Below are 26,272 nucleotides of genomic sequence, written 5' to 3'. Positions count from 1 at the left end.
ACCTCACGCGCCCGTCACTTCCGCAACAACCTCAACCCATTGCCCACTACCAGCAAACTCGCACCGACATCTGCGAACACCGCCATCCACATCGTGCCGAAGCCCATCAACGTCAGCACGAAGAACACGCTCTTGATGCCAAGCGCGAGCGCGATGTTCTGCACCAGCACTCCGCACGTCGCCTTTGACAACCGGATAAACGTCGGAATCTTCCGCAGATCGTCGTCCATCAACGCGACGTCGGCGGTTTCGATCGCGGTGTCGGTACCCATCGCACCCATCGCGAAGCCGATGTCGGCGCGCGCGAGCGCGGGCGCATCGTTGATGCCGTCGCCGACCATGCCGACCGTCGCGCCATCGCTCGACCATTGCGTGACCGCGTCGACCTTGTCCTCGGGCAACTGATCGCCGCGCGCTTCATCGACGCCGACCTGCTGCGCGATCGCCTCGGCGGTATGACGGTTGTCGCCGGTCAGCATCGTGGTGCCGACGCCGAGCCGCCGTAATTCGGCGACGGCGGCGCGGCTCGTTTCCTTCACCGTGTCAGCGACCGCAAACAGCGCGAGCACGCGCTGCGCATCGGCGAGCATCACGACGGTTTTGCCGTGCTGTTCGAGCGCATCGAGACGCGCTTCGAGTTGCGGCGAGCAGCGGCCCAGTTCCTCGACCAGGCGATGATTGCCGAGCCAGTACCCGATACCGTCGATATCGCCGCGCACGCCGCGTCCAGCGATCGCTTCGAATGCTTCGACATGTAGGTGTTCGACGCCGTCGTTATTGGCGGCAGCAGCGATCGCCATCGAAACAGGGTGGTCGGAGCGGCCCGCGAGGCTTGCCGCAAGCGTACGGTATCGGAACGTTTCACCCGCGTCACCAACCACCTCAAACTCCGTCTGCGCTGGCTTCCCGTGCGTAATCGTCCCGGTCTTATCGAGCGCCAGCCGGGTCAGCTTGCGACCCTGTTCGAGATAAACGCCACCCTTGATCAGAATCCCCTTGCGCGCCGCGGCCGCGAGCCCGCTGACGATCGTCACCGGCGTCGAAATCACGAGCGCGCACGGACACGCGATCACGAGCAGCACCAGCGCCTTGTACACCCACGCGTGCCACGCTCCGCCGAACACGAGTGGTGGGACCAGAGCGACGGCGAGCGCAATCGCGAACACGATCGGCGTATAAACGCGCGCGAATTCATCGACGAAGCGCTGCGTCGGCGCCTTCGTGCCCTGCGCCTCCTCGACCGCGTGGATGATCCGCGCGAGCGTCGTGTTGCCGGCGGCCGCCGTCACTTGATAATCGAACGAGCCCGCCTGGTTGATCGTGCCGGCGAATACGGCGTCGCCGATCGCCTTGTCGACGGGCAGGCTCTCGCCGGTGATCGGCGCCTGATCGACGCTCGAGCGGCCCGCGACGATTTCGCCATCGAGCGCGATCCGCTCGCCCGGCTTCACGCGCACGAGCGTCCCGGGCACGATCGCGTCGACGCGGACGGGCTGCCACGCTCCATCGGGCTGCTGCACGCTGGCCTGTTCGGGCGTGAGCCGCATGAGCCCTTCGATCGCGTTGCGCGCGCGGTCGAGCGAGCGCACCTCGATCAGCTCGGCGATCGTGAAGAGCACCATCACCATTGCGGCTTCGGGCCACTGGCCGAGCAGCGCCGCGCCGGTCACGGCGATGCTCATCAGCGCGTTGATGTTCAAGTTGCCGTTGCGCAGCGCGACCCAGCCCTTGCGATATGTCGTGAGGCCACAGGAGGCAATCGCGACGACCGCCATACCCGCCACCACCCAGGCCGGCGCGCCGAGCCAGCTAGCGGCTTCTGAGGCTCCCGCGACGATGCCGGCGAGGATCAGGGGCCACCACGGCTTGCGCATTGCGTCAGTGGCTGCCTGGGGCACCGCGTTGGCGTTCCCACCCTTTCCGGCGTCGCTTGCCAGTTCGGGCGTGAAGTCGAGCGAGCGCAGGGCGGCGAGGACCGACTCGAGCGCCTCCGGCGCGTGGACGACAGTTAGCACGCGCTGCATCAGGTTGAAGTCCACGCTACGCACGGCCGGCATACGGCCGAGTTTCTTGCGGATCAGCGCTTCCTCGGTCGGGCAGTCCATCTGCAGGATGCGGATTGCGGTGCGAAGGTCGTCGCCGACGGCTTCGGACGGAGGCAGGCGCAGCGACGCAGGCGCAAAAGCGCTAGCGGCGCAGCAAGCGACAGCAGCGTGATCATGGGCGTGGCCGTGATCATGACCGTCCTGATGATCGTGCCCTTCATGCCGATCACCGTCGCCCACGTCGGCGCCACAAGCATGTTCACCGCCATGCGAATGCCCACGTCCCTCACCCGTGCCCCTGCCGTGAGCATGGCCGCGCCGCGCATCAACGTCGCCGCAACCCCCGTGTGTACAGGCTTCCTCCCGTTCCGGACGATCGGTGGCAATACGGCAGGTGTCAGGCATTGGTGGCTTCCTCGTGCGATTTGTGGTCTAGTAAACACCCTGAAGCCACTACAAGGTCAAGGCCGCGTGGAGGAAGGGTCCATGAAAATCGGCGAACTGGCGAAAATCGCCCATTGCACGACGGAAACCATCCGTTTCTACGAGAAAGAGCGCCTGCTGCCCGAGGCGGAGCGCACCGAAGCCAATTACCGCAGTTACACGGCAAAGCATGTCGAGCGCCTGCGCTTCATCCGCAATTGCCGCGCGCTCGACATGACTCACGACGAAATCCGCGCATTGCTGCGTCTGACCGACGCGCCGGCGAACGGCTGCGGCGGCATGCATACGCTGGTCGACGAGCACATCGCGCACATCGACACGCGTATCGAAGAACTGCAGCAGCTGAAGGCGCAACTGACGACGCTGCGCGACCAATGCCACGGCGAGCATCCGGTCGAAGACTGCGGCATCGTGCACGGCCTGACCGACATGGATGTGGCCGTGCCGCGTCCGCGGCATACGCATCTCGGCTGACGCCATGCTTGCCGTCGAGCGCTATCGCGTCACGACGCAGCGCCGGCGCGGCAACCCCATACACGGCGAGGCCGCATGTGCGACCTTGCCGATCGATCATCGAATCCAGTTGGAGAATCAACGTGTTCACCTGTAGAAATCAGTCCTGCGGCGCGCAGTGGGAGCAATCCGACGTCGTCATCAAGAACGAAGGCCAGGGGCTGCTGTTCCGCTGCCCGCTGTGCGGCGCGCGCAATTACGTCGAGCGTTTCGACGGCGACAACGGCGCGGTGCTGTACGAGCAGTTGCCGGGCCGCCCCGATCAGGGCCCGATGGCTGAGTAATCGCGATTCCTACAGACGATCCTATGAACAGTCCCACCCCCGCCGGCGCCGCATTCAGCGAGCTGCCGCTACCGCCCGCCACGCTCGCGAACCTGACGCAGCTCGGCTACGTCGAGATGACGCCGATCCAGGCCGCGAGCCTGCCGATCGCGCTCGCCGGTCAAGATCTGATCGCGCAGGCGAAAACCGGCAGCGGCAAGACCGCGGCGTTTTCGCTGGCGCTGCTCGCGCGCCTCGATGCACGCAAATTCGGCACGCAGGCAATGGTGCTGTGCCCGACGCGCGAACTCGCCGATCAGGTCACGCAGGAAATCCGCCGTCTCGCGCGCGCGGAAGAAAACATCAAGGTGCTGACCTTGTGCGGCGGCACGCCGATGCGTCCGCAGACGGCGAGCCTCGAACATGGCGCGCACGTCGTGGTCGGCACGCCGGGCCGCATCATGGATCACCTCGAACGCGGCAGCCTCGATCTGCAATCGCTGAACACGCTCGTGCTCGACGAAGCCGACCGCATGCTCGACATGGGTTTCTTCGACGACATCGCGAAGGTCGTAAGGCAATGCCCGAAAGAGCGCCAAACGCTGCTGTTTTCAGCGACGTACCCCGAGGGCATCGCGAAGCTGAGCCAGCAATTCCTGCGAAACCCGAAGGAAGTCAAACTTGCCGAGCGGCACGACGACAGCAAGATCCGTCAGCGCTTCTACGAAGTGACCGAAGACGAGCGTCTGCACGCGGTCGGTCTGCTGTTGAATCACTATCGTCCGGTCAGCACGATCGCGTTCTGCAACACGAAGCAGCAGTGCCGTGATCTGCTCGACGTGCTGCGCGCGCAGGGCTTCCATGCGCTTGCGCTGCACGGCGAACTCGATCAGCGCGAGCGCGATCAGGTGCTGATCCAGTTCGCGAACCGCAGCTGCTCGGTGCTCGTCGCGACCGACGTTGCCGCGCGCGGCCTCGACATCGCGCAACTCGAAGCGGTGATCAACGTCGACGTGACGCCGGACCCGGAAGTGCACACGCATCGCATCGGCCGCACGGGCCGCGCCGATCAGGAAGGCTGGGCGCTGAGTCTCGCGAGCATGGACGAGATGGGGCGCGTCGGTGGGATCGAGCAGGCGCACAAGCGCGACGTCGAATGGCACAAGCTGGCCGAGCTGAAGGCGGCCAGCAACGACCCGCTGCTGCCGCCGATGGAAACGCTGCAGATCCTCGGCGGCCGCAAGGACAAGATCCGTCCCGGCGACGTGCTCGGCGCGCTGACCGGCGACGCCGGCTTCGCGGGCTCGCAGATCGGCAAGATCAACGTGACCGACATGTCGACCTATGTCGCGGTGGAGCGCAGCATCGCGCGCGAGGCGGTGCGCCGGCTCAGCGCGGGCAAGCTGAAGGGGCGCAAGGTCAAGGTTCGTTTGATGGACGAAGCATGATTCACCCGAAGCTCCGGCTTTCATTGAAAGTCCAATAACTCGAAAACGGCCGCGTCAGCGGCCGTTTTCGCAACCGGGCCGCTCAGCATCACATTCCTTCATACCTACGCAGTTACCCGCGTTCCCCGAAATCCGCACCGCGTCCCCGCAAACCATGAACCCGCCGGCTTAGGTCTGCGTCGAGCGGCTTCGCGCGAGCCATGAAGAAAACGCATGCCGCGCATGACAAAGTTTCGATTGTGAGCGTTCTTTGGCTGATGCCTAATCACCCCACCGGAAGGAACGCCCCGCCGCCGCCATTCGCGCGGCCGCCGGCGGGTGTAGAAAGGGAGAAAGTCTTATGCAGAGCGCCATGCAAGCCCGCTCGAAACTGCCGGACGTCGGCACCACCATTTTTACCGTGATCGGCCAACTGGCCGCGCAACACGATGCGTTGAACCTGTCGCAGGGCGCGCCGAATTTCGCGCCGGACCCGAAGCTCGTCGACGGCGTCGCGCAGGCGATGCGCGCCGGCCACAACCAGTACGCGCCGATGGCCGGCATCGGCGCGCTGCGCGAAGCGCTCGCCGACAAGGTCGAAACGCTGTACGGCGTGCGCTACGACCCCGCCAGCGAGGTGACCGTGCTCGCGAGCGCGAGCGAAGGTCTTTATTCGACGATCAGCGCGCTCGTGCATCCGGGCGACGAAGTGATCTACTTCGAGCCGTCGTTCGACAGCTACGGCCCGATCGTGCGCCTGCAGGGCGCGAAGCCGGTCGCGATCAAGCTGTCGCTCGATCACTTCCGCGTGAACTGGGATGAAGTCGCCGCCGCGATCACGCCGAAGACGCGCATGATCATCGTCAACACACCGCACAATCCGACCGCGACGATTTTTAGCGACGCCGATATCGAGCGGCTGAAGGCGCTCACACGCAACACCGACATCGTGATTCTGTCCGACGAGGTCTACGAACACGTCGTGTTCGACGGCGCGAAGCATCAGAGCATGGCGCGCCATCAGGAACTCGCCGAGCGCAGCGTGATCGTGTCGTCGTTCGGCAAGTCGTACCACGTGACCGGCTGGCGCGTCGGCTACTGCCTCGCGCCCGCCGCGCTGATGGACGAGATCCGCAAGGTCCATCAGTTCATGGTGTTCTCCGCCGATACGCCGATGCAACACGCGTTCGTCGACGCGCTCGCCAATCGCGACAGCTACCTCGGCCTGTCCGACTTCTATCAGAAGAAACGCGATCTGCTCGCGCATGCGCTGCGCGAATCGCGCTTCGAGCTGTTGCCGAGCGAAGGCAGTTTCTTTATGCTCGCCCGGTTCCGCGGCTTCTCCGATGAAAGCGACAGCGATTTCGTGCTGCGCCTGATCCGCGATGCGCGCGTCGCGACGATTCCGTTGTCGGCGTTCTACACCGACGGCACGGATTCGGGGCTGATTCGCCTGAGTTTCTCGAAGGACGACGCGACGCTGCTCGAAGGCGCGCGGCGTTTGTGTGAAATCTGAGCGCGCGAGAGCACACTCGAAGTATCGAAGTCATCAAGGTATTCGAAGAATGAAGGGAGATGTTATGAAGTTGCTCAAGTGCTTGGTGGCGCTGGCCTGTGCCGGCGCGTCGCTCGCAACATCGTCGGCCGCAAGCGCCGCCGATACCGCGACGCTGCGTTTCGGCCTCGAAGCGCAGTACCCGCCGTTCGAGTCGAAAGGACCGAACGGCGAACTGCAAGGGCTCGATATCGACGTGGGCAACGCGGTCTGCGCGGCCGCGCACATGAAGTGCAAGTGGGTCGAAACCTCGTTCGACGGCCTGATTCCGGCGCTGCAAGGCCGCAAGTTCGACGCGATCAATTCAGCGATGAACGCGACCGAGCAGCGCCGCCAGGCGATCGATTTCACGACCGTCGTCTATCGCGTGCCGTCGCAGCTGATCGCGCGCAGCGACAGCGGTTTGCAGCCGACGCCTGAGTCGCTGAAGGGCAAGCGCATCGGCGTACTGCAAGGCTCGATTCAGGAGACCTTCGCTAAGGTGCATTGGGAACCGGCCGGCGTGATCGTGCTGCCGTATCAGGATCAGAACCAGGTCTATGCCGATCTGACGGCTGGCCGTCTCGACGGCACGCTCGTGCTCGCGCCGGCCGGACAAACGGGCTTTCTGTCGAAGCCCGAAGGTAAGGGCTACGCGTTCGTCGGTCAGCCTGTGCGTGACGACAAGATTCTCGGCAGCGGCATCGCATACGGCATTCGCAAGGGTGATACCGCGCTGCGCGATCAGTTGAACGCCGCGATCGCGAAGGTGCAAGCCGACGGCACGGTGAAGACGCTCGCCGCGAAATATCTCGGCAATATCGACGTCAGCGCGAAGTAATCGCGTCGCGTTCGGGCGGCAGCGCCGTTTGCGAGCGGCGCCGCGCGTTCGCTTGTTGGCCATGCGTTTGACGGCTACGATACGTAGGCTTCGCGAAGTGGGAGACAACGGCGAAGTCGGCGGATCAACCGGAGAGCGCGCATGAGCGAGACGATCGAAGCGGCAAGCGCTGCGAACACCGCACGCGCAAAAGGCGCAGACGCGCCGCGCTTCTGGCGCAGCGCGGCGCTGCCGTTCATCGAGGCGCGTTCCATCGACGATGGCCGCAAGGTCTGCTACGCCAAACATTCGCACGAAACGTTTTCGATCGGCGCGGTGACGGGAGGCCGCAGCGTGTACCTGAACCGCCACGCGCGGGAATGGGTCGGCGCGGGCGCCGTCGTGATGATGAACCCCGACGATGTGCACGCGTGCAACCCGGTTGCCGGCGAGCGGTGGTCGTATCGGATGCTGCACGTCGACGTTGCGTGGTTCACGAAACTGCAGCACGAGCTGGGCTTCAACGAGAACCATGCGTTCCGCGCGTTTTCGCAGATCATGACGCTCGACGCCGCGCTGTTCGACGGCCTGAACCGGCTGTGTGCGATTCTCGCCGGTAACGACGACGACAACGACACGCTGCGCAAGGAAAGCGCGGCCATCACCTTCTTCTCCAGCGTGCAGCAAACGCTCAATCCGGCGAGCCTGCCCGAGCGTGCCGTGAGCGGCCAACTCGCGCGCGCCGCGGAGTACATCGCCGAAAACTGCACGCGCGCGCTGAAACTCGACGATGTGTGCGAAGCCACCGGGCTGTCCGCGTCGCACCTGATACGCGCGTTCAAGCTGCGCTACGGCATGACGCCCCACGCGTATCTGATCAACCGACGCATCCAGTACAGTCGCGCGCAACTGCGGCGCGGGGCACTGATCGCCGATGTCGCGCTCGATGCCGGCTTCGCCGATCAGGCGCATTTGCAGCGCACCTTCAAGCGGCTGGTGGCGGCGACGCCGGGCCAATATCGCAGCGGAGCGTGACGCGGCACGAAGCCGCCTCAGGAAGCAGGCGCGGCTCGCGTCACTCCACGAGCAGATACATCGCACTGAGCGCGAGCAGCGCCGCCATCACGCGATTGAACACCCGGACCCGCTTCGCTTCACGCAGATGCCTGCGCAAAAACGTGCCGGCATACGCCCAGCTCGCGATCGATAGATAGCAGATCACGAAGTACAGCGCCGTGAATTGCCAGACGAGCCCGCCGTCGCCGCCTGCCGCATACGCGCCCATGCCGGCCAGCGACGCGAGCCACGCCTTTGGATTGAGCCATTGCATGGCCGCGCCGTGCGCGAACGACGGCCCGCGCGCCGGCTTGTCCGCGCCGAGCTGGCCGTTGTCGATGGTGAGCTTGTAGGCCATGTAGAGCAGAAAGCCCACGCCCGCCCATTTGACGATCTCGATCAGATTGGGAAAGCGCGCGAGCAATTCGTGCAGGCCGAGGCCGATCAACAGAAGCAGCAACGTGAAACCGACCGTCGCGCCAGTGACGTGCCGCAGACTCGCGGCGAGCCCGTGCTGCGCGCCGGCGCTCAGCGCGACGACGTTGACCGGGCCGGGAGAAATGGAACTGGCGAGCGCGAACGCGGCCATCGAGAGTAATGCGGTCATCGGATGTCTCGAAACCTGAGTGTGCGAATGGATTGCGACGCTCAACGGTACCGAGGCGGCGAGGGCATGTATTGAAGGAAATTGCCCAATCGATAAGAAGGTAAAACCGCTGCGGCTTCAACGGTTCACAAAAACATTAGACGATGACGCGATGATTCGATAACAAACACGCGTTTGAATTTAAAAAAGAAATACGCGCAAACGTTACCGAGGAAAAACAATTTTTGAATTATCAGGTAAATTCTATTTATCGAAACTTATGATATGCCCCTATGCAGCGGGCGATTATTCGGCCCGATAAACAGTCTGAAGCCTCGAAAATGCGTGATTCCACTTGCGTATGGATTCGCTATCTGCTGGGTGCTCTGTCTCAACAAACCGGAAGCGTAGTGAGCACTTCGACAAACTGAGTCCCGCCGTTGGAAACGCAGAGCACATGATCCACAAAAGAAAGGCCCGGTTTCGCGTCCTGATCGCATGGGCGCGCAGATGGCGGATGCCACGCGATGGCGTCATCTACACGGGATGCGGCGTGGTGCTCGCAATGCTCGCGCTGTGTGGCTACGCGCTGTATCAGAGCCGCGAGGATGCGATTGCGCGCGCACTCGATTCGACGCGCGATGTCGCGACGATCACCGAGCGCGACATCGCGCGCAATTTCGAGCTGTACGCGCTGTCGCTGCAGGCCGTCGCCGATGGCCTCGGGCGTCCGGGCGTGCTCGATTCGCCGCGTTTGCGGCGCGAGATCCTGTTCGATCGCGCGGCGACCGGGCAATACGTCGGCGCGATGGTGGTGATCGACGCACTGGGCAACGTCGTGATCGATTCGGATAGCGACGTGCCGCGCGGGGGAAACCTCTCGGACCGTCCGTACTTCAGGATTCATCGTGAAGATCCGGATCTCGGGCTCGATGTCAGCGCGCCGTACAACTCGAGACTCAGACCCGGCTCGCGCAGCATCGCGCTGAGCCGGCGTCTGTCCCGGCCTGACGGATCGTTTGCGGGAATCGTCGCGCTCGGTATCGATCAGGAGTATTTCGCGAGCCTGTTCGCGGATCTGCGGATCGGGCAGCATGGCTCGGTGTCGATCGTCAGAACGGACGGCACGATCATCGTGCGACGGCCCGACGATCGACACGTGACGGGCAGCGATATCAGCAAGACGGCGTTCTTCCAGCACCTGCTCGCGAAAGACGAGGGCAGCTTTATCGCGTCTTCGCCGCTCGACGGCGCCGAGCGGCTTTACTCGTTCAGACGGATTCCGCAATTGCCGCTGATCGTGCTGGTCGCCGAGGCGACCGACGATATCTATGCGGGCTGGTGGGGGCGCGCGCTGACGATCGGTTCGCTGATGCTGATCTTCGGGATCGGCGTGATCGTGTTGGCGGCGTGGCTCGGCGCCGAGTTGCGGCGGCGACAGCGGGTGGAGCACGAGCTCGAACGGCTCGCCGGCACGGACGGACTCACCGGCCTGCCCAATCGCCGCGCGCTGTGCGAAACGCTCGAGCGCGAATGGCTGCGCGCGCGCCGCACGGGCAGCGTGTTATCGCTGCTGTTCGTCGATATCGATCACTTCAAAGCCTATAACGATACCTACGGTCACCAGGCCGGCGACGTCGCGCTGACCGCGGTCGCGCGCTGCATCCGCAGGGTGATCCAGCGGCCGGGCGATTGCGTCGGTCGATACGGCGGCGAGGAATTCGTCGTGGTGCTGCCGGATACCGACGCCGCCGGTGCCGGGGTGGTCGGCGAGAACATCCGCGTGGCGATCGGCGAGTTGGGCATCGCGCACCTGGGCTGCGAGTTCGGTCGCGTGACGGTCAGCATCGGCGCGACCACGTCGCGGTCGGATCGGGTGACGGATGTCAGCGTCGTCGTTCGGGCTGCCGATGAGGCGTTGTATACGGCGAAGGCCGGTGGCAGGAATAGGGTTGCGCAAATGGGAGTTGGGTGACCGGTCGCTCCTGATTTTTCTGCGCCGGAAATGAAGAAGGGTTGCGACGCTTTCGCGTGCAACCCTTTCTGATTTCCGCGACGTGCTACCTCGCGCCGGTTGTCGATGCCTGGATTAGAACGAGCCAGCGATAACGCGCACCAGCCCACTGCGCAGCGGCGGCGCTGCTTCAGCGAACTCGAGATTCACCTTGTTGGCGACGCTCAAGATGCGGGTCTGATACGTACGATAGTTCGTATCTTCGCTGTAGGTCACGGTTGTGCCGCCACTGTTGCCTTGGTCCAGGTTGTGTGTGGAGTTTTCGTGGCTCGCTACGCCACTGTGCTGGCGCTCCTTGATTTGCACGTCGGTAATGGCGGTGTAGTACACGTCTTTAACTGCAGCGTTGGCGACCAGTTCAATCAGGCCGCCCGCGAGGGCCGCGCCAGCGATCGGCGCGGCATGCGTGCTAATGGCATGGCCATTACGCGGGAGCGGGTGTTGGGCGTATGGTGATAGGGTCGCCAGCTTGCGCAATCTCGCAGTAGTTTGCGAATGGGCGTGCCGCAGCCGCGTTGTCCCATTTGCCTGCACAGGCGCCAGAACGCAAAAAGCCCGGTCGCAGTGACCGGGCTTTTTGCTTGAATCTGGTGGTGGGGCGTGAGTGACTCGAACACTCGACCTACGGATTAAGAGTCCGCTGCTCTACCAACTGAGCTAACGCCCCAACAGAAGCGAAATTATGCAGGATCTTTTTGAGATTGCCAAGCCCTTTTCGCAGTGTTATTAAAAAGACCGCATCGCCCGAACTTGAGCGTTTCCTCGACAAAGCCGCCATCCCGAAAACATCGACGCGTCCAACGCTGCCGGTATCATGTCGCGGACACCTCCCGCACGCAGCATCGCGGCTTTCGCCCGGGGATTCCCATGGATGACAAAGAGATTACCGAGCTGCTCGACCGAGTTCTCGCCCCCTGGGTCCGGGCGCTCACGTTGACGCCGATCAAGGTCGACGAGGAAAGCGCCACGCTGCGTCTGCCGTTCTCTGGCGAGTGGCGACACTCGGGCGGCATGATCAGCGGCCAGGTATTCATGGCGGCCGCGGACACGGCGATGGTCGTCGCCATCACCGCCGCGCTCGGCGGCTTCAAGCCGATGAGCACGGTGTCGCTGAACATCAACTTCATGCGCGCGGTCCGCAAGGGCGATGTGCTGATCAAGGCGCGCGTGCTGCGCATGGGCCGCAATCTCGTGTTTGGCGAAGTCGAACTGTTCGACGAAGGCGGCAACATGGCGGTTCAAGCCACTACGACTTACGCGCTGCTCGAGTGAATGCGCGTCGGACCCGAGGGGGCCGCCAACACAATCTGCGTGCAGCAAGAGCAAAGGAAAGCAAGGAAAAGCAGCATGTTCGATCAGGTCGTATTCGCCGGCGGCGGCAACCGCTGCTGGTGGCAGGCGGGTTTCTGGGACGTCGTGCAGCCGCAGCTCGACATCCGTCCGCGCGTGATCACCGGCATTTCGGCCGGCGCCGCAACCGCGTGCATGATTTACACGCGCGGCGACTCCGACTGGGTTATGCGCTATTACGAAGACGCACTGCGCCACAACACGCGCAACGCCTACTGGGGCAATCTGCTGCGCGGCGAGTCGGTGTTCCCGCATTACCGGATCTACCGTCAGGCGCTGCTCGATATCTATGGCGACAAGTTCTCCAGGCTCGCGCAGGCGCCGGAAATCCGCATCGGCGTGTCGCATCTGCCGCGCTGGCTCGGCGCGAGAAGTGCGGTCGCGGCAGGGCTGGTCGCGTACAACATCGAAAAATACGTGCGCAAGACGCTGCATCCGACGCTCGGTCGGACGCTTGGCTTTCATCCGGAATTCGTGCGCGCGCAGGATTGCGCGAGCGTCGACGAGTTGGCCGACCTGATCCTGCAATCGTCGAGTACACCGCCGTTCACGCCGGTTCTGCGGCGCAACGGCCGGCCGGTGCTGGACGGCGGCATGGTCGACAACGTGCCGGTCGGCGCGCTAGATGCCGACGCGCCGGGCAACGTGCTCGTGATGGTCACGCGTCTTTATCCGCGGCCGCAGATGTTCGTTGTGCCACACGGCGTCCAGCAGCGGCTTTACGTGCAACCGTCGCGCAAGGTGCCGATTTCGAGTTGGGATTACACGAGTCCGTCGCAGATGGTGCACGCCTATAACCTTGGCCGTGCCGACGGTGAGGTCTTCCTTGAACGCATCCCTGCATTGATGGAGGCGGGAGCGCACGAAGCGCGATGAGCGACGCGGCGGGGCGGGGCGGGGCGGGCACACATCTGATCCGCCGGCCGCCTCGCCCACCAATCACCGCCGACGCCCGCCCTGCAACGCCTCCGGATTCGCGACACTGGCGGTATCGCCGGCATCGAACGCGAGGATGTTGTTGAACGCCGCCGAAAAATACAGTTCGTAGCTCTCCCGCTCCACGTAGCCGATGTGCGGCGTGCAGATCACGTTCTCCATGCGCAGCAGGCTGTAGCCTTGCAGGATCGGCTCGCTTTCGTAGACGTCGATCGCGACCATCCCCGGACGGTTGTGCGACAGCGCGTTCACCAGCGCACTCTCTTCGAGCAGCTCGGCGCGGCTCGTGTTCACGAGCAGCGCGGTCGGTTTCATGCGCATCAAATCGTCCTGCTTGACGATGCCACGCGTGTCGTCGTGCAGACGCAGATGCAGGGACAGCACATCGCTGGTCTCGAACAGTTCCTCGCGACTCGCCGCGACGCTGTAGCCATCGGCGCGAGCGGCTTCGCGCGAGTGCTCGCGGCCCCAGATCAGCACGTTCATGCCGAACGCCTTGCCGTAGCCAGCGAGGAGTCGGCCGATCTTGCCGTAGCCCCAGATCCCTAGCGTTTGTCCGCGCAGCACTTGCCCCAAACCGAAGTTCGGCGGCAGCGCCGACGTCTTCAGCCCCGACTGCTGCCAGGCGCCCTGTTTAAGGTTTGCCACGTATTGCGGAATACGCCGTTGGGCGGCCATGATGAGTGCCCACGTCAGTTCGGCCGGCGCGACCGGCGAACCGCTGCCCTCGAGCACGGCAATGCCGCGCTCGGTACAGGCCGCTAGATCGATGTGGCTCGACACTTTGCCGGTCTGACTGATCATGCGCAAACGCGGCAGCTTGTCGAGTAGCTGCGACGTGATGCGGGTACGTTCGCGAATCAGAACGAGGGCGTCGACTTCCGCAAGACGGCTCGCAAGTTGTCCGAGACCGCGCACGGTATTGTTGAATACTTTGACTTCCTGGTCGGCCAGCAATTGAAAGCAGTCGAGCTTGCGAACGGCGTCCTGGTAATCGTCGAGGATGGCAATCTTCATGGTATGTAATTTGCGGCGCACCTCGTTGGTGCGAACGGAATGTTATGCTGACTGTCCCACCATGTGACTTAGGTCACACGTTAGTCTGGCTAGATGCCCTACCGTAGAAGCTGTCGCACACAAAAGAACGGCAACGCTACGTGAAGGCGAATTGAGAACGTTTTTAGCAGTTTGTTGCGTGTTGAGGCAAGCCGCTTTACACAAGGTTGCAGAAGCCTTGTAGGAAGCGCGCCTCCGCCTGGCAAGCTGTGTGGCCCAGGACGATCTGCGCAATCATGCGCCGCCAGTGGAAAATTGACACGTCGGCGCGATGAATTCAATGCCTCTCGCATGCAGCGTCCCGCGGGCTTGTACCGTTTTTCTATTGCTTCAAACGGAGACAAGTCGATGAATCATCCCTCGTTCGAAGGCCAGCCCACTATCGAGGCGCCCACATGGGTCAAACACCGCAAGCTGATCGACTGGGTCCAGCGCATCGCCGCGCTGACCAAGCCTGAAAAAGTGGTCTGGTGCGACGGCTCGCAGGAAGAATATGACCGCCTGTGCGCGCAGATGGTCGAAGCCGGAACCCTGAAGAAACTCAACCCCGCCAAGCGTCCCAATTCCTATCTCGCCTGGTCCGATCCGTCCGACGTCGCCCGCGTCGAGGATCGCACCTTCATCTGCTCGCAGCGCGCCGAGGACGCCGGCCCCACCAACAACTGGATCGCCCCGGCCGAAATGCGCTCGACGCTCGACGGCCTGTTCGATGGCGCGATGCGCGGCCGCACGATGTACGTGGTGCCGTTCTCGATGGGCCCGCTCGGCTCGCCGATCGCGCATATCGGCGTCGAGTTGAGCGACAGCCCGTATGTCGCGACCAATATGCGCATCATGACGCGCATGGGCCGCAAGGTGTATGACGTGCTCGGCGAGGACGGCGAGTTCGTGCCGTGCGTGCATTCGGTCGGCGCGCCGCTCGCGGCGGGTGAGCAGGACGTGTCGTGGCCTTGCAACAAGACCAAGTACATCGTGCATTTCCCCGAATCGCGCGAAATCTGGAGCTTTGGCTCGGGCTATGGCGGCAATGCGCTGCTCGGCAAGAAGTGCTTCGCGCTGCGCATCGCATCGACGATGGGCCGCGACGAGGGCTGGCTCGCCGAACACATGCTGATTCTCGGCGTCACCTCGCCGGACGGGCGCAAGCATCACGTGGCGGCGGCGTTTCCGTCGGCGTGCGGCAAGACCAACTTTGCGATGCTGATCCCGCCGGCGGGCCTGAACGGCTGGAAAATCTCGACGATCGGCGACGACATCGCGTGGATCAAGCCGGGCAAGGACGGCCGCCTGTACGCGATCAATCCGGAAGCCGGCTACTTCGGCGTAGCGCCCGGCACGAGCGAAAAGACCAACTACAATGCGCTCGCCACGTTGAAGGAAAACGTGATCTTCACGAACGTCGCGCTGACCGACGACGGCGACGTCTGGTGGGAAGGCATGACCGACGAGCCGCCGGCGCATCTGATCGACTGGCAGGGCAAGGACTGGACGCCGGCCGAGGCAAAGGAAACCGGCCGCAAGGCGGCGCATCCGAACGCGCGCTTCACGGCGCCGGCTTCGCAGTGCCCGTCGATCGACGCGGACTGGGAAAACCCGGCCGGTGTGGCAATCGACGCATTCATCTTCGGTGGCCGCCGCTCGACCACCGTGCCGCTCGTCACTGAAGCGCGCAACTGGGTCGAGGGCGTCTACATGGCGGCGACGATGGGCTCTGAAACCACCGCCGCGGCGGCTGGACAGCAGGGCGTGGTGCGCCGCGATCCGTTCGCGATGCTGCCGTTCTGCGGCTACAACATGAGCGACTATTTCACTCATTGGCTGAAGACCGGCGAGCGTCTGCACCAGTTGAGCGCGACGCTGCCGAAAATCTTCTGCGTGAACTGGTTCCGCAAGGGCGCGGACGGCAAGTTCGTGTGGCCTGGCTTCGGCGAGAACATGCGCGTGCTGAGCTGGATGGTCGGCCGCATCGAAGGCACCGCGCAGGGCGAAGAGCATGCGTTCGGCATTTCGCCGCACTATGAGGACATCGACTGGAGCGGGCTGAGCTTCAGCCGCGAGCAGTTCGAGCAGGTGATTTCCGTCGATGACGCTGCATGGCGCGACGAGCTCGTGTTGCACACGAAGCTGTTTGACACGCTGCAACACGGTCTGCCGCCGGCACTGACTGAGGCGAAGCGCGCGCTCGAGGAAAAACTCACAGCTTGATTATGTGAGTGCTCACTCAGCATAAAAAGCCGCTCTCGGGCGGTTTTTTCGTTGGGCGCCCGGTTTATTTCCGTTTTTTCGAGTTCCGCAACGGCCGAACGACCGTTGCGTCTGTTCAAACAAAAAAGACAGAGCAAGCTGCAGCGCAGCAGATTGTTTTTGATTTGGGAATAATCGCTGGTCGGACCCCGGTTTTATCGACACAGTCGTACCAAAATTGACAATATTTCCTATTTTGCGGGCAACTTCTGCACGATTTTGCGAGTCGTAGGAGAATTCCAAGTTCGCTTCACTGGTTTTCACCAATTGTCAGGAAGCAGTAACAAGGCAGGGAGTTGTCCTATGGATCATTTGCAGTCGATGCGAGTTTTCGTCAAGGTGGCGGATCTCGGCAGTTTTGCCCGCGCCGCGAGCGCCATGGATATTTCCAACGCGGTCGCCACCCGTCACGTTGCTGACCTCGAGGGCCGTCTTGGTACGCGGCTGCTCAATCGCACGACCCGCAGCTTGTCGCTGACCGAATCCGGTCAGGTCTACCTCGAGCGCGCCCGTCAGATTCTCGACGAACTGGAAGACGTCGAACAGATGGTGGTCGCTCGCAATCACGAACCCGTCGGCACGCTACGCATCGTCGCGCCCGTCGTGTTCGGGCTGCATAACCTCGCGCCCGTGCTGCAAACGTACGCGGAGCGCTATCCAAAAGTCATTCCCGACGTCACGCTGGTCGATCGTCAGGTGGACCTCGTCGAGGAGGGCTTCGACGTCGGCGTGGTGATCGCGCGGCAAATGCGCAGCGCGAGTATCGTTACGCGGCGTCTGACCACGGGCTGCATGACCGTCTGCGCGACGCCGGCTTATCTGGAAAAGCATGGCATGCCGACGCGTCCCGAACATCTGCTCGAGCACCCGTGCCTGAGCCTGCCATCCGAATACTGGGGCGATGAACGCGTGTTTACGGGGCCGGAAGGCGAAGTGCGCGTGCGGCCGTCGAACGTGATCGTCGCGAACAACACGGAGATGCTGAGACAGTTTGCGCTGCTCGGCATGGGCACCGCGATTCTGCCGAGCTATCTGATCGGTCGCGACATGACGCGCGGCCGGCTCGTGCGTTTGCTCGGCGATTACCGTTTGCCGCAGGTCGAGATCAATATTGCGTACCCAAGCCGCCGTCACCTGCCGGCCAAGGTGCGCACGTTCATCGACCATCTGGTCGAGCACTTCAACCAGACGCCGAACAGCGTGCTCGGCGAGCAGTGGATCAAGGACGGTCTGGAGCGTCCGGCGACGTCGGCCGCGTTCGAGACTGCCGAGTCGCGCGCACCGGAAGCGTTCGATGGCGCCGAGCCGCTGTCGCGGCTTCTCGATAGCGAGCTGTCGCCGGCCGTGCCGAAGCCGATGACGAAGTCGTCCAATCGCAGTCCACGCCCGACGGCGTTATCGCCGCTGTAAATCTCTGAATGTCGAAGCCCGCAGCGATGCGGGCCGGCATTAAAAAGGCGCAGTCACCTCAAGTGACTGCGCCTTTTTTCATGGACAGATGCGGACTACACCGCGGGCTGTGCACGGATCGCCGACTGCGGTGGCTAATGTAGCTATTCCTGCTGCCACCGCGAGCCGCCGATCCGAATCTCGCCCTACTAGCCGGTTTTTCGCGCCGCGGTCTTTTTCGCCGGTGCCTTTTTGGCCGCCGCGGACTTGGCGGCGGGCGCCTTCTTCGCCGCCACCTTCTTTTCCGCCGGCTCGGCCTTCACGGCCACCGCGGTATCACCTTCGTCCGCTTCCGACATCGCCTTGGTTCCGGAACGAGCACCCGAAGTTTTCGCCGCTGCGGTCTTCGCCGCCGCCGGCTCCTTCTTCTCGAATTCGAAGCCGATCTTGCCGTCGTTCTGCTTGACGAGGAAAGCTTTGAAGTTACGGCCGGTACGCGACGACTTGAAGTTCGTCAGCAGATCGGTGCGACCCTCCTCGAGCAGTTTGGCCATCTGCTCGCGGGCGATTTCCTGCTGCAGGATCACCTTGCCGGAACGGAAGTCGCACGACTTCGGATTCGCCACCGAGTTTTCGCAGACGTAGCTCATGCCATGCTCGAAAACGCGGCCTTGGCACTTCGGACACGCGCCGACCGGCTGCTGATCGGAGAAGTCGGGCGGCTCGCCGTCTTCGCCGGCCGCGTCCTGGCCGAAGTCGAACTCGAGCTTGTAATTCTTGATCTCGTCGTCGAGCGACAGTTTCAGGATCGCCGAGAACGGCCGCCCCATCTTGCTGCGGAAGCCCGACAGCGGCCCGATCGTCTTGTTCTGCAGCAGTTCTTCGACTTCGGCGATCTCGAACTGACGGCCGCCCGGAATCTTCGAGATCGAGAACTCGCACTTCGAGCACGCGAAACGCCGGTAGTTTTCCTTCACCTGGCCACCGCAATTCGGGCAAGGTGTCTGCAATGTCGCGTAATCGCCCGGGATCGTGTCGGAATCGTATTCCTTCGCGCGCTTGACGATAGTCTGCGTCATGCGCGCGATTTCCTGCATGAACGCGTCGCGTGGCAGGTTGCCGCGCTCCATCTGCGACAGCTTGTATTCCCATTCGCCGGTTAGCTCCGGCGCAGTCAGCTCCTTCACGCCGAGGCCGCGCAGCAGCGTCATCAGCTGGAAGGCCTTGGCGGTCGGAATCAGATCACGGCCTTCGCGGATCAGGTACTTTTCGGTGAGCAGACCTTCGATGATCGCCGCGCGCGTTGCCGGCGTGCCGAGCCCCTTGGCCGCCATCGCTTCGCGCAATTCGTCGTCTTCGACCAGTTTTCCCGCACCTTCCATCGCCGACAGCAGCGTCGCTTCGTTGTAGCGCGCTGGTGGCTTCGTGACCAGTTGCTGTGCGGCGATCTTGTCGGTCTTGACCTTTTCGTCTTTCTGCACCGGCACGAGGTTCGCGTCATCGCCGCTGGTTTCGCGGCCGTAGATCTGCAGCCAGCCCGGCTCGACGAGCACCTTGCCTTCGGTCTTGAAGTGATGGCCGACCACCTCGGTGATACGCGTCGTCACACGGTATTCGGCGGCCGGGAAGAACACCGAAAGGAAGCGCTTCACGACAAGGTCGTAGAGCTTCTGCTCCGGCTCGGACAGATTCTTCGGCGCCTGCAGCGTCGGGATGATTGCGAAGTGGTCGCTGATCTTCGAGTTGTCGAAGATGCGCTTGTTCGGCTTCACCCAGCCCTTGTCGAGCACCTGCTTCGCGAACGGCAGGTAGTTGTTGCTCTCCTTGAGCATGCCGAGCGTCTGCTTGACCGTGTCCAGATAGTCTTCCGGCAGCGCGCGCGCGTCGGTTCGCGGATAGGTCAGTACCTTGTGCTTTTCGTACAGCGCCTGAGCGAGACCCAGCGTGTTCTTCGCCGAAAAGCCGAAGCGGCCGTTGGCTTCTCGCTGCAGACTGGTCAGGTCGAAGAGCGCGGGCGACAGCTGCGTCGACGGTTTCGACTCCTCGGTCACCGTGCCGAGCTGGCCGCGGCAAGCCGCGACGATCGTCTCTGCCGTGGGCAACGCCCAGAGGCGCGAATCGCGCTTCTCCGGGTCGAACTCGTCGCGCTTGAATTTCGGGTCGAACCAGCGGCCTTCGTAGAAGCCGGCCGCGCAGACGAACTCCGCCTTCACTTCCCAGTAGTCGCGCGGCACGAAGCGTCGAATCTTTTCTTCGCGCTCGACGACGATCGATAGCGTCGGCGTCTGCACGCGCCCGACCGTGGTCAGGAAAAAGCCGCCGCCCTTGCTGTTGAACGCGGTCATCGCGCGCGTGCCGTTGATGCCGACGAGCCAGTCCGCCTCCGAGCGGCAACGCGCCGCGTCGGCGAGCGGCTGCATCTCTTCGTCGCTGCGCAGACGCGCGAAACCGTCGCGGATCGAGCCGGCCGTCATCGACTGCAGCCACAGCCGTTGCACCGGCTGTTTGGCTTTCGCGTGCTGCGCGATCAGGCGGAAAATCAGTTCGCCCTCGCGCCCCGCGTCGCATGCGTTGATCAGACGGTCGATGTCCTTGCGCTTCATCAGCCTGGTCAGCACCTTCAGGCGCGATTCGCTCTTCGCGATCGGATTCAGATCGAAATGCGGAGGAATGACGGGCAGATTGGCAAAGCTCCACTTGCCGCGCTTGACTTCGTAGTCGTCGGGCGCGGCGATTTCCAGCAGGTGGCCCACTGCCGACGAAAGGACGTAGTCGTCGCTTTCGTAGTACTCGTCATGCTTGGTAAAGCCGCCCAAAGCGCGCGCGATGTCGTTCGCGACAGAAGGCTTTTCGGCGATGATCAGTGCTTTGGACATGACTCGATGTGAGGTTGGTAGATCCGGGTTGGTGGCCTTGAGGGCCAACATGGCGCGCGACGCTCGCTTGAGACCTCTTTCGACCCAATAACGACCGCTTTATAGCACAAGGCGCGAACCCAACGGGTCAAGTGCCATAAAAGCGCGTCATCATAATTGCGCGTCCAGAGGTTGAGCAACTGCGGCAAACGCCGCGTGCGGACAGCGATGCCAGCCGCGATGCTGTCCCAAATGATCGGCGGGGGCCTGTGCCGCAAGCCGCGCGTCGCGAGGCTTTCCGTTTGACCGGGCGGCGCGCGAGGCCGCCTTCAGGCGACCGCCAGCGCCGGCCGCAGCTTTGGCGCACCGGTTACGCCGGGCAGCGCGGTCAGATCCGACAGCATCCGCTCGACGATCGACACCTGTGGCAAAACCGTACCGAAAAACCGTGTCGTCACCGAGTCTTCGATCAGGACGGTCGGGAAATTCTCGACGTCCAGATCGTCGAACCGATCCGCATGAGTTTCGATGTCGATCCATGCGAAACAGACTTCCGGGTGCCGCTCGGCCAGTTGGTTGAAGGAGTCCCGGTACTCGCGACACGTTCCGCACCACTCCGCGCACAGGCATGCAACGAACAGCGTGTCGGGTTCGTTGACGCGCTCGGCGATCCGGTCCTGGTCGGTGTCGAGGTTCAGCGCGGGCATGAAGTGATTTCCTTGTGTGTTTTGTCGGGTGCTTTGGCGCGAATGTAGCATGGCCGGTCGCGAAAAGTTGCCAATCTGCATTGACGCCGGTCAGTCTCGGCTCAGTCATGATGGGCTCGCATGAAGCGGCCGCCGGGCAGCAGCGTGACCTCGCCGGCGAGTTCGAGCCGGAGCAAGGCGGCGTGCAGGGCGGCGTTCTCCATCTCGGTACGGGCGGCGAGAATTTCAAGCGTGGTCGGCGAATGGCCGAGCGCGGCGAGCAGACGCTGTGCGTCAGGGGCGAGCGCCGGCTGCGGGGCCGGCCCGGACGCCGGTGAGTCGGCGAAGGCTGCGGTCGTAGCGGGCAAAGCGGTCCCACCCGACGAAACGTGCAAACCCGCATGCTCCAGCGGCACGGCCCGCTTCGCCGAGCGTCTCGCATCGCCCGCCGGCCGCCGGGCAAAACCGAGCTCCTCCAGCACCTCGTCAGGCGTTTCCACGAGCCGCGCTCCCTGCTTGATCATCCGATGACAGCCGCGCGACAACGGCGCGTAAATCGATCCGGGCAACGCGAACACGTCGCGCCCTATCTCATTGGCAAGCCGCGCGGTAATGAGCGAACCGGAACGCATAGCCGCCTCGACGATCACGACTCCGCTGACCAGCCCAGCGATCAGCCGGTTGCGCTGTGGGAAGTTGGCGGCGCGTGCCGGCGTGCCGAGCGGCCACTCCGAGAGAATCGCACCCTGCGCGGCGATCTGCCGCGCGAGCGCTCGATGCGCGGCGGGATATACGAGGTCCGCGCCGGTGCCTACCACCGCGACCGTTCCGCCGACACCTTCCAACCCGCCCCGATGCGCGGCGCCGTCGATGCCGAGTGCGAGCCCCGATACGACCGTCACGCCCGCCGCCGACAGCTCTCGCGCGAACCGCCGCGCATCCTCGATGCCCTGCGGCGTCGCGCTGCGGCTGCCGACCAGCGCGACCGCGCGCGTATGCAGCAAATCAAGCCGGCCCTTTATATATAGGAGCGGTGGCGGATCGGGGATCGTCAGCAGCGCGGGCGGATAGGCGGGATCGTCGAGCGTGACGATCTGGTTGCCCGGCTGCTCGCGCCATGCGAGCACTGCATCGAGCTGGCCGTCGAACGCTGGACCCGGCGGCGCCAGCACCGCGCGCGCCGCGGCGTCACCGGCGACCTCCGCGAGCGTCTCCGGCGACTGCGCCAACAGCGCCTGCGGCAGCCCGAATGCGCCCAGCAACAGGCGCAACGCCGCGGGTTTTAGGCCCGGCGCAAGTGACAACCGCAGCCAGGCGGCAAGTTCGATACGGGTCGCGGGCAAGCTCTGCATGCGGGTCGCTCCTCTGGCGGGGCCTGCGGGCAGGCGGGCGCCATGCTAAAATTTTCATCATCCGAAATAAAAACGCGGAAATAAAACGGCAATGAGCCGCGAATAATCGCGGCGCCGCGCTTACCGGCGCGGGTTCGTCGTCGGGCGCACGAGGCGCGTTGAATCGAACCGGTTCGACATCATCTATCCTCTGCGTATTACGACGGGCTCACAACCTGGCCAAATGGCCAACGCGAGCCTCCAACGGTTGGCGGCGTCTCAAATCACACTCGAAATCATGGCTTTACTGAGCATCCTCAATTACCCGGACAAACGGCTGCACAAGGTGGCGAAGCCAGTCCCGGAGGTCAACGACCGTATCCGCCGTCTCGTCGCGGACATGGCCGAAACGATGTACGCGGCGCCCGGCGTCGGCCTCGCCGCCACCCAGGTGGACGTGCACGAACGCGTGATCGTGATCGACGTGTCGGAAACGCACGACGAACTGCTCGCGTTCATCAATCCGGAAATCGTCTGGTCGAGCGATGAGAGGAAGTTGTCGGAAGAGGGCTGCCTGTCGGTGCCCGGGATCTACGACAACGTCGAGCGTGCCGAGAAAGTGCGCGTGCGTGCGCTCAACGAGAAGGGCGAAACGTTCGAGCTCGATTGCGAGGGGCTGCTCGCCGTGTGCATTCAGCACGAAATGGATCACCTGATGGGCCACGTGTTCGTCGAGTATCTGTCGCCGCTGAAGCAAACGCGCATCAAGAACAAGATGAAGAAGCTCGCCCACGCGATGTAACGCGCTTTCAACTTGCCTACCGCCCATTCATGAGTCATTCGTTGCGCGTCATCTTTGCCGGCACACCGGAATTCGCCGCGGCCGCGCTGGCCGCGATTCATGGCGCCGGGTTTGCCGTGCCGCTCGTCTTGACGCAGCCGGACCGGCCGGCGGGTCGCGGCATGAAGCTGCAGGCGAGTCCGGTCAAGCGCTACGCACAGGAGCACGGCCTCGCGGTTGCACAGCCCACGTCGCTGCGCCGCGCTGGCAAATATCCGCAGGAAGCCGCCGCCGGCATCGAGCAACTGCGCGCGACGCCGCACGATGTGATGGTTGTCGCCGCCTACGGGCTGATCCTGCCGCAGGAAGTGCTCGACATTCCGCGCTTCGGCTGCATCAACATCCACGCGTCGCTGCTGCCACGCTGGCGCGGCGCGGCGCCGATTCATCGCGCGATCGAGGCGGGCGACGCGCAAACCGGCATCACGCTGATGCAGATGGACGCTGGACTCGACACCGGCGCGATGATTTCCGAAGTACGCACCCCCATCTCCGCCGACGACACCACCGCCACGCTGCACGACCGCCTCGCCGGGGACGGCGCGCAACTGATCGTCGACGCACTGATCGAGCTCGAGCGCAGCGGCAAGCTGACGTCGATCCCTCAACCAACCGACGGCGTGACCTACGCCGAGAAAATCGCCAAGCACGAAGCGGCGCTCGACTGGCGCCGGCCGGCCGAGGCGCTTGCGCGTCAGGTGCGCGCGTTCGACCCGTTCCCCGGCGGCGCCGGCACGCTCGACGACGGCAGCACCGTCAAGATCTGGGCCGCCACCGCCGTGGCCCAGCCGGCGTCGGGCAGCAACAAGGCGCCAGGCACCATCGTCGAGGTTGCGCCCGACGGCGTGCTGGTCGCTTGCGGCGAAGGTGCACTGCGTCTGACGCAATTGCAGAAGCCCGGCGGCAAGCGCCTGCCGGTGCGCGAATTCCTTGCTGGCTCGCCGCTCGCCGCAGGCCAGCGCTTCCAGCTTCCTTAGGCGCAGTAAGCGCGTCTCGCACGCCGGAGCATCGTCCATTCGGCCGGTGTTCTCCGCGCCCGCCGCGAGCGCGACGCGCGTTAGAATCTTCCGTGCAGCAGACCAGGTTTTCGAGGGTGCATCACATGTTCGGCATCGTCCATTTCGAGTTTTTCATCGTCGCGGTTTTTCTCCTGAACATCACGCCGGGGCCGGATACCGCTTATATCGTCGGGCGCAGCGTTGCCCAGGGCCGCGGCGCGGGGCTGATGTCGGCGCTCGGCATTTCGGCGGGCTGCTGCATTCACTCGCTTGCCTGCGCGTTTGGACTGACCGCGCTGCTGGCCGCGTCGGCTACGGCGTTCACCATCGTCAAATTCGTCGGCGCGATTTATCTGATCTATCTGGGGGTGCGCCTGATCTTCACGAAACCGGCCGCGGATGCGCCGATCGGCGATGCGCGCGCGTCGTCCACGCCGAAGTCGCTGCGGCAGCTGTTCCTGCAAGGCTTCTGGACCAACGTTCTGAACCCGAAAGTCGTGCTGTTCTTCGTGTCGTTCTTCCCGCAATTCGTCACGACGGGCAGCGAACACAAGACCTTCGCGTTTCTCACGCTCGGCGCGGTCTTCGTGCTGATGAGCATGGTCTGGAACAGCTTCGTCGCGTGGATCGCGGGCAGCGTCACGCAGCGTTTCTCGGGCAAACCGGCGGTCAAGCGCTGGCTTGATCGCGGCGTCGGCAGCGCGTTCGTCGGGCTGGGCATCAAACTCGCGAGCGCCTCGCGATGATTGAATTTTCCCGCATCGCCCCTATCTAACATTTCGCTTACAATCTGGCGCCGCAATCGCGCGGCACGGAGATGAAGGCCACGCTCGGGGCAAGGAGTTGCAGACATGTTTAACTGGGTGAAAACCGCGATGTTGATGGCCGCGATTACGGCCCTTTTCATCGTGATCGGCGGGATGATCGGCGGGTCGCGCGGCATGATGGTCGCGCTCGTGATCGCCCTTGGGATGAATTTCTTCTCGTACTGGTTCTCCGACAAGATGGTCCTGCGCATGTACAACGCGCAGGAAGTCGACGAAGACAGCGCGCCGCAGTTCTATCGGATGGTGCGCGATCTCGCCACGCGCGCGAACCTGCCGATGCCGCGCGTCTACCTGATCAACGAAGACGCGCCGAACGCGTTCGCCACCGGCCGCAACCCGGAGCATGCGGCAGTCGCGGCGACCACCGGCATTCTGCGCGTACTGTCCGAGCGCGAAATGCGCGGCGTAATGGCGCACGAACTCGCGCACGTGAAGCATCGCGACATTCTGATCTCGACGATTTCGGCGACCATGGCCGGCGCGATTTCCGCGTTGGCGAACTTCGCGATGTTCTTCGGCGGCCGCGACGAAAACGGCCGTCCCGCCAACCCGATCGCAAGCATCGCGGTTGCGCTGCTCGCGCCGATTGCGGGTGCGTTGATCCAGATGGCGATTTCGCGTGCGCGCGAATTCGAAGCCGACCGGGGCGGCGCGCAGATTTCGGGCGACCCGCAGGCACTGGCGTCGGCGCTCGACAAGATCCATCGCTATGCGAGCGGCATTCCGTTCCCGACGGCCGAGGCGCATCCGGCCACCGCGCAGATGATGATCATGAATCCGCTGTCGGGCGGCGGTATCGCGAGTCTGTTCTCGACGCACCCTGCGACCGAGGAACGCATCGCGCGTTTGATGGAAATGGCGCGCACCGGGCGCTTCGACTGAGGCGCCGCGTCGCTCGGCGCGTCGAGCCTGAAGTACTGAAGAGCGGGCCCGCGAGGCCCGCTTTTTTTCACACCGTTCGTCGCCACTGCGCGACAGCGTCTGCGGCCACCACCCACGCATGGCGGCGCCCCACCGGCGCCACGCTACAATGTGCGCTGATTGCGCCGCGCGCACC

At 63.7% G+C, this 26,272-nt stretch carries 23 protein-coding genes and 1 tRNA gene; 15 read left to right on the top strand and 9 right to left on the bottom strand.

What is annotated here, in order from left to right; all coding sequences use genetic code 11:
• Positions 1 to 14: 14 nt before the first annotated feature.
• The gene (locus OKW30_RS18235; RefSeq protein ID WP_429347296.1) at positions 15 to 2,450 is read right to left on the bottom strand and encodes a heavy metal translocating P-type ATPase; all 2,436 of its coding nucleotides are present in this window, start codon (positions 2,448 to 2,450) and stop codon (positions 15 to 17) included.
• Between the two features lie 81 nt (positions 2,451 to 2,531).
• On the opposite strand from OKW30_RS18235, the gene cadR reads away from it, so the two are divergent.
• The 6 genes from cadR (at position 2,532) to OKW30_RS18205 (ending at position 8,081) form a co-directional block, all read left to right on the top strand.
• Complete coding sequence (cadR, locus tag OKW30_RS18230) at positions 2,532 to 2,963, top strand: Cd(II)/Pb(II)-responsive transcriptional regulator (protein ID WP_184074348.1); 432 nt, start codon at positions 2,532 to 2,534, stop codon at positions 2,961 to 2,963.
• A gap of 122 nt (positions 2,964 to 3,085) precedes the next feature.
• On the top strand, positions 3,086 to 3,286 hold the full coding sequence (locus OKW30_RS18225) for a hypothetical protein (RefSeq protein WP_090802271.1): 201 nt from the start codon (positions 3,086 to 3,088) through the stop codon (positions 3,284 to 3,286).
• Positions 3,287 to 3,309: 23 nt separating this feature from the next.
• Positions 3,310 to 4,713 carry an ATP-dependent RNA helicase DbpA gene (gene dbpA / locus OKW30_RS18220; protein ID WP_184074346.1) on the top strand — a complete coding sequence of 468 codons (1,404 nt, stop codon included), beginning with the start codon at positions 3,310 to 3,312 and terminating at the stop codon, positions 4,711 to 4,713.
• Between the two features lie 340 nt (positions 4,714 to 5,053).
• Positions 5,054 to 6,208 (top strand): pyridoxal phosphate-dependent aminotransferase, encoded by a 1,155-nt coding sequence (locus OKW30_RS18215; RefSeq protein WP_184074344.1) that lies wholly within the window; start codon positions 5,054 to 5,056, stop codon positions 6,206 to 6,208.
• Between the two features lie 64 nt (positions 6,209 to 6,272).
• A complete protein-coding gene (locus tag OKW30_RS18210) occupies positions 6,273 to 7,067 on the top strand; it encodes an ABC transporter substrate-binding protein (RefSeq protein WP_184074342.1) in 795 nt (264 codons plus the stop codon).
• A gap of 141 nt (positions 7,068 to 7,208) precedes the next feature.
• A complete protein-coding gene (locus OKW30_RS18205) occupies positions 7,209 to 8,081 on the top strand; it encodes an AraC family transcriptional regulator (RefSeq protein WP_429347295.1) in 873 nt (290 codons plus the stop codon).
• Positions 8,082 to 8,121: 40 nt separating this feature from the next.
• On the opposite strand, the gene OKW30_RS18200 is transcribed toward OKW30_RS18205, so the two are convergent.
• A complete protein-coding gene (locus tag OKW30_RS18200) occupies positions 8,122 to 8,709 on the bottom strand; it encodes a LysE family translocator (protein WP_429347294.1) in 588 nt (195 codons plus the stop codon).
• A 436-nt stretch (positions 8,710 to 9,145) separates the two neighbouring features.
• Between OKW30_RS18200 and OKW30_RS18195 the strand changes: the two genes are divergently transcribed.
• Positions 9,146 to 10,663: a sensor domain-containing diguanylate cyclase gene (locus tag OKW30_RS18195; protein ID WP_429347293.1), complete on the top strand. Its 1,518-nt coding sequence runs from the start codon at positions 9,146 to 9,148 to the stop codon at positions 10,661 to 10,663.
• Positions 10,664 to 10,777: 114 nt separating this feature from the next.
• Here OKW30_RS18195 and traT read toward each other — a convergent pair whose 3' ends face one another.
• A complete protein-coding gene (gene traT / locus OKW30_RS18190; RefSeq protein WP_429347292.1) occupies positions 10,778 to 11,179 on the bottom strand; it encodes a complement resistance protein TraT in 402 nt (133 codons plus the stop codon).
• A 114-nt stretch (positions 11,180 to 11,293) separates the two neighbouring features.
• Positions 11,294 to 11,369: transfer RNA gene (locus OKW30_RS18185), tRNA-Lys, on the bottom strand.
• A 200-nt stretch (positions 11,370 to 11,569) separates the two neighbouring features.
• Here OKW30_RS18185 and OKW30_RS18180 point away from each other — a divergent pair.
• Both OKW30_RS18180 and OKW30_RS18175 read left to right on the top strand, forming a co-directional pair.
• On the top strand, positions 11,570 to 11,974 hold the full coding sequence (locus tag OKW30_RS18180) for a PaaI family thioesterase (RefSeq protein WP_018418954.1): 405 nt from the start codon (positions 11,570 to 11,572) through the stop codon (positions 11,972 to 11,974).
• 75 nt (positions 11,975 to 12,049) lie between these two features.
• Positions 12,050 to 12,928 carry a patatin-like phospholipase family protein gene (locus OKW30_RS18175; RefSeq protein ID WP_184025761.1) on the top strand — a complete coding sequence of 293 codons (879 nt, stop codon included), beginning with the start codon at positions 12,050 to 12,052 and terminating at the stop codon, positions 12,926 to 12,928.
• A gap of 63 nt (positions 12,929 to 12,991) precedes the next feature.
• On the opposite strand, the gene OKW30_RS18170 is transcribed toward OKW30_RS18175, so the two are convergent.
• Entirely contained in the window at positions 12,992 to 14,005 is a 1,014-nt protein-coding gene (locus tag OKW30_RS18170) for a D-2-hydroxyacid dehydrogenase family protein (RefSeq protein ID WP_184025762.1), read from the bottom strand.
• Between the two features lie 387 nt (positions 14,006 to 14,392).
• Between OKW30_RS18170 and OKW30_RS18165 the strand changes: the two genes are divergently transcribed.
• Complete coding sequence (locus tag OKW30_RS18165) at positions 14,393 to 16,249, top strand: phosphoenolpyruvate carboxykinase (GTP) (RefSeq protein ID WP_429347291.1); 1,857 nt, start codon at positions 14,393 to 14,395, stop codon at positions 16,247 to 16,249.
• 12 nt (positions 16,250 to 16,261) lie between these two features.
• On the opposite strand, the gene OKW30_RS18160 is transcribed toward OKW30_RS18165, so the two are convergent.
• Positions 16,262 to 16,531 carry a hypothetical protein gene (locus OKW30_RS18160; RefSeq protein ID WP_184025764.1) on the bottom strand — a complete coding sequence of 90 codons (270 nt, stop codon included), beginning with the start codon at positions 16,529 to 16,531 and terminating at the stop codon, positions 16,262 to 16,264.
• Between the two features lie 60 nt (positions 16,532 to 16,591).
• On the opposite strand from OKW30_RS18160, the gene OKW30_RS18155 reads away from it, so the two are divergent.
• Entirely contained in the window at positions 16,592 to 17,698 is a 1,107-nt protein-coding gene (locus tag OKW30_RS18155; RefSeq protein ID WP_090802249.1) for a LysR family transcriptional regulator, read from the top strand.
• 188 nt (positions 17,699 to 17,886) lie between these two features.
• Here the strand turns inward: OKW30_RS18155 and OKW30_RS18150 are convergent, their stop codons facing one another.
• The 3 genes from OKW30_RS18150 to dprA form a co-directional block, all read right to left on the bottom strand.
• Positions 17,887 to 20,553 (bottom strand): DNA topoisomerase III, encoded by a 2,667-nt coding sequence (locus tag OKW30_RS18150; RefSeq protein WP_184069030.1) that lies wholly within the window; start codon positions 20,551 to 20,553, stop codon positions 17,887 to 17,889.
• A 308-nt stretch (positions 20,554 to 20,861) separates the two neighbouring features.
• Positions 20,862 to 21,239 carry a thioredoxin family protein gene (locus OKW30_RS18145; protein WP_018418960.1) on the bottom strand — a complete coding sequence of 126 codons (378 nt, stop codon included), beginning with the start codon at positions 21,237 to 21,239 and terminating at the stop codon, positions 20,862 to 20,864.
• A 101-nt stretch (positions 21,240 to 21,340) separates the two neighbouring features.
• The gene (dprA, locus tag OKW30_RS18140) at positions 21,341 to 22,570 is read right to left on the bottom strand and encodes a DNA-processing protein DprA (RefSeq protein WP_429347290.1); all 1,230 of its coding nucleotides are present in this window, start codon (positions 22,568 to 22,570) and stop codon (positions 21,341 to 21,343) included.
• Between the two features lie 277 nt (positions 22,571 to 22,847).
• Here dprA and def point away from each other — a divergent pair, with 277 nt between their 5' ends.
• The 4 genes from def to htpX all read left to right on the top strand — a co-directional run bounded on the left by def (position 22,848) and on the right by htpX (position 26,097).
• A complete protein-coding gene (gene def / locus OKW30_RS18135) occupies positions 22,848 to 23,351 on the top strand; it encodes a peptide deformylase (protein ID WP_187631062.1) in 504 nt (167 codons plus the stop codon).
• 29 nt (positions 23,352 to 23,380) lie between these two features.
• The gene (gene fmt / locus OKW30_RS18130) at positions 23,381 to 24,367 is read left to right on the top strand and encodes a methionyl-tRNA formyltransferase (RefSeq protein WP_429347289.1); all 987 of its coding nucleotides are present in this window, start codon (positions 23,381 to 23,383) and stop codon (positions 24,365 to 24,367) included.
• A gap of 125 nt (positions 24,368 to 24,492) precedes the next feature.
• Positions 24,493 to 25,134, top strand: a complete 642-nt coding sequence (locus tag OKW30_RS18125) for a LysE family translocator (RefSeq protein ID WP_429347288.1) — start codon at positions 24,493 to 24,495, stop codon at positions 25,132 to 25,134.
• A 105-nt stretch (positions 25,135 to 25,239) separates the two neighbouring features.
• Positions 25,240 to 26,097 (top strand): zinc metalloprotease HtpX, encoded by an 858-nt coding sequence (htpX, locus tag OKW30_RS18120; RefSeq protein WP_429347287.1) that lies wholly within the window; start codon positions 25,240 to 25,242, stop codon positions 26,095 to 26,097.
• The last annotated feature ends 175 nt before the right edge of the window (positions 26,098 to 26,272 follow it).

The organism is Paraburkholderia sp. Clong3 (assembly GCF_050436485.1).
Taxonomy (GTDB): domain Bacteria; phylum Pseudomonadota; class Gammaproteobacteria; order Burkholderiales; family Burkholderiaceae; genus Paraburkholderia; species Paraburkholderia tuberum.
Note: the sequence above shows the minus strand (reverse complement) of the source record. Positions and strands in the feature narration are given on the sequence as shown.

Excerpts from the sequence above, each read along its gene's own strand:
- OKW30_RS18235 (WP_429347296.1), bottom strand. The coding sequence starts at position 2,450 with ATGCCTGACACCTGCCGTATTGCCACCGATCGTCCGGAACGGGAGGAA.
- cadR (WP_184074348.1), top strand. The coding sequence starts at position 2,532 with ATGAAAATCGGCGAACTGGCGAAAATCGCCCATTGCACGACGGAAACC.
- dbpA (WP_184074346.1), top strand. The coding sequence starts at position 3,310 with ATGAACAGTCCCACCCCCGCCGGCGCCGCATTCAGCGAGCTGCCGCTA.
- OKW30_RS18215 (WP_184074344.1), top strand. The coding sequence starts at position 5,054 with ATGCAGAGCGCCATGCAAGCCCGCTCGAAACTGCCGGACGTCGGCACC.
- OKW30_RS18210 (WP_184074342.1), top strand. The coding sequence starts at position 6,273 with ATGAAGTTGCTCAAGTGCTTGGTGGCGCTGGCCTGTGCCGGCGCGTCG.
- OKW30_RS18205 (WP_429347295.1), top strand. The coding sequence starts at position 7,209 with ATGAGCGAGACGATCGAAGCGGCAAGCGCTGCGAACACCGCACGCGCA.
- OKW30_RS18200 (WP_429347294.1), bottom strand. The coding sequence starts at position 8,709 with ATGACCGCATTACTCTCGATGGCCGCGTTCGCGCTCGCCAGTTCCATT.
- OKW30_RS18195 (WP_429347293.1), top strand. The coding sequence starts at position 9,146 with ATGATCCACAAAAGAAAGGCCCGGTTTCGCGTCCTGATCGCATGGGCG.
- OKW30_RS18180 (WP_018418954.1), top strand. The coding sequence starts at position 11,570 with ATGGATGACAAAGAGATTACCGAGCTGCTCGACCGAGTTCTCGCCCCC.
- OKW30_RS18175 (WP_184025761.1), top strand. The coding sequence starts at position 12,050 with ATGTTCGATCAGGTCGTATTCGCCGGCGGCGGCAACCGCTGCTGGTGG.
- OKW30_RS18170 (WP_184025762.1), bottom strand. The coding sequence starts at position 14,005 with ATGAAGATTGCCATCCTCGACGATTACCAGGACGCCGTTCGCAAGCTC.
- OKW30_RS18165 (WP_429347291.1), top strand. The coding sequence starts at position 14,393 with ATGAATCATCCCTCGTTCGAAGGCCAGCCCACTATCGAGGCGCCCACA.
- OKW30_RS18155 (WP_090802249.1), top strand. The coding sequence starts at position 16,592 with ATGGATCATTTGCAGTCGATGCGAGTTTTCGTCAAGGTGGCGGATCTC.
- OKW30_RS18150 (WP_184069030.1), bottom strand. The coding sequence starts at position 20,553 with ATGTCCAAAGCACTGATCATCGCCGAAAAGCCTTCTGTCGCGAACGAC.
- OKW30_RS18145 (WP_018418960.1), bottom strand. The coding sequence starts at position 21,239 with ATGCCCGCGCTGAACCTCGACACCGACCAGGACCGGATCGCCGAGCGC.
- dprA (WP_429347290.1), bottom strand. The coding sequence starts at position 22,570 with ATGCAGAGCTTGCCCGCGACCCGTATCGAACTTGCCGCCTGGCTGCGG.
- def (WP_187631062.1), top strand. The coding sequence starts at position 22,848 with ATGGCTTTACTGAGCATCCTCAATTACCCGGACAAACGGCTGCACAAG.
- fmt (WP_429347289.1), top strand. The coding sequence starts at position 23,381 with ATGAGTCATTCGTTGCGCGTCATCTTTGCCGGCACACCGGAATTCGCC.
- OKW30_RS18125 (WP_429347288.1), top strand. The coding sequence starts at position 24,493 with ATGTTCGGCATCGTCCATTTCGAGTTTTTCATCGTCGCGGTTTTTCTC.
- htpX (WP_429347287.1), top strand. The coding sequence starts at position 25,240 with ATGTTTAACTGGGTGAAAACCGCGATGTTGATGGCCGCGATTACGGCC.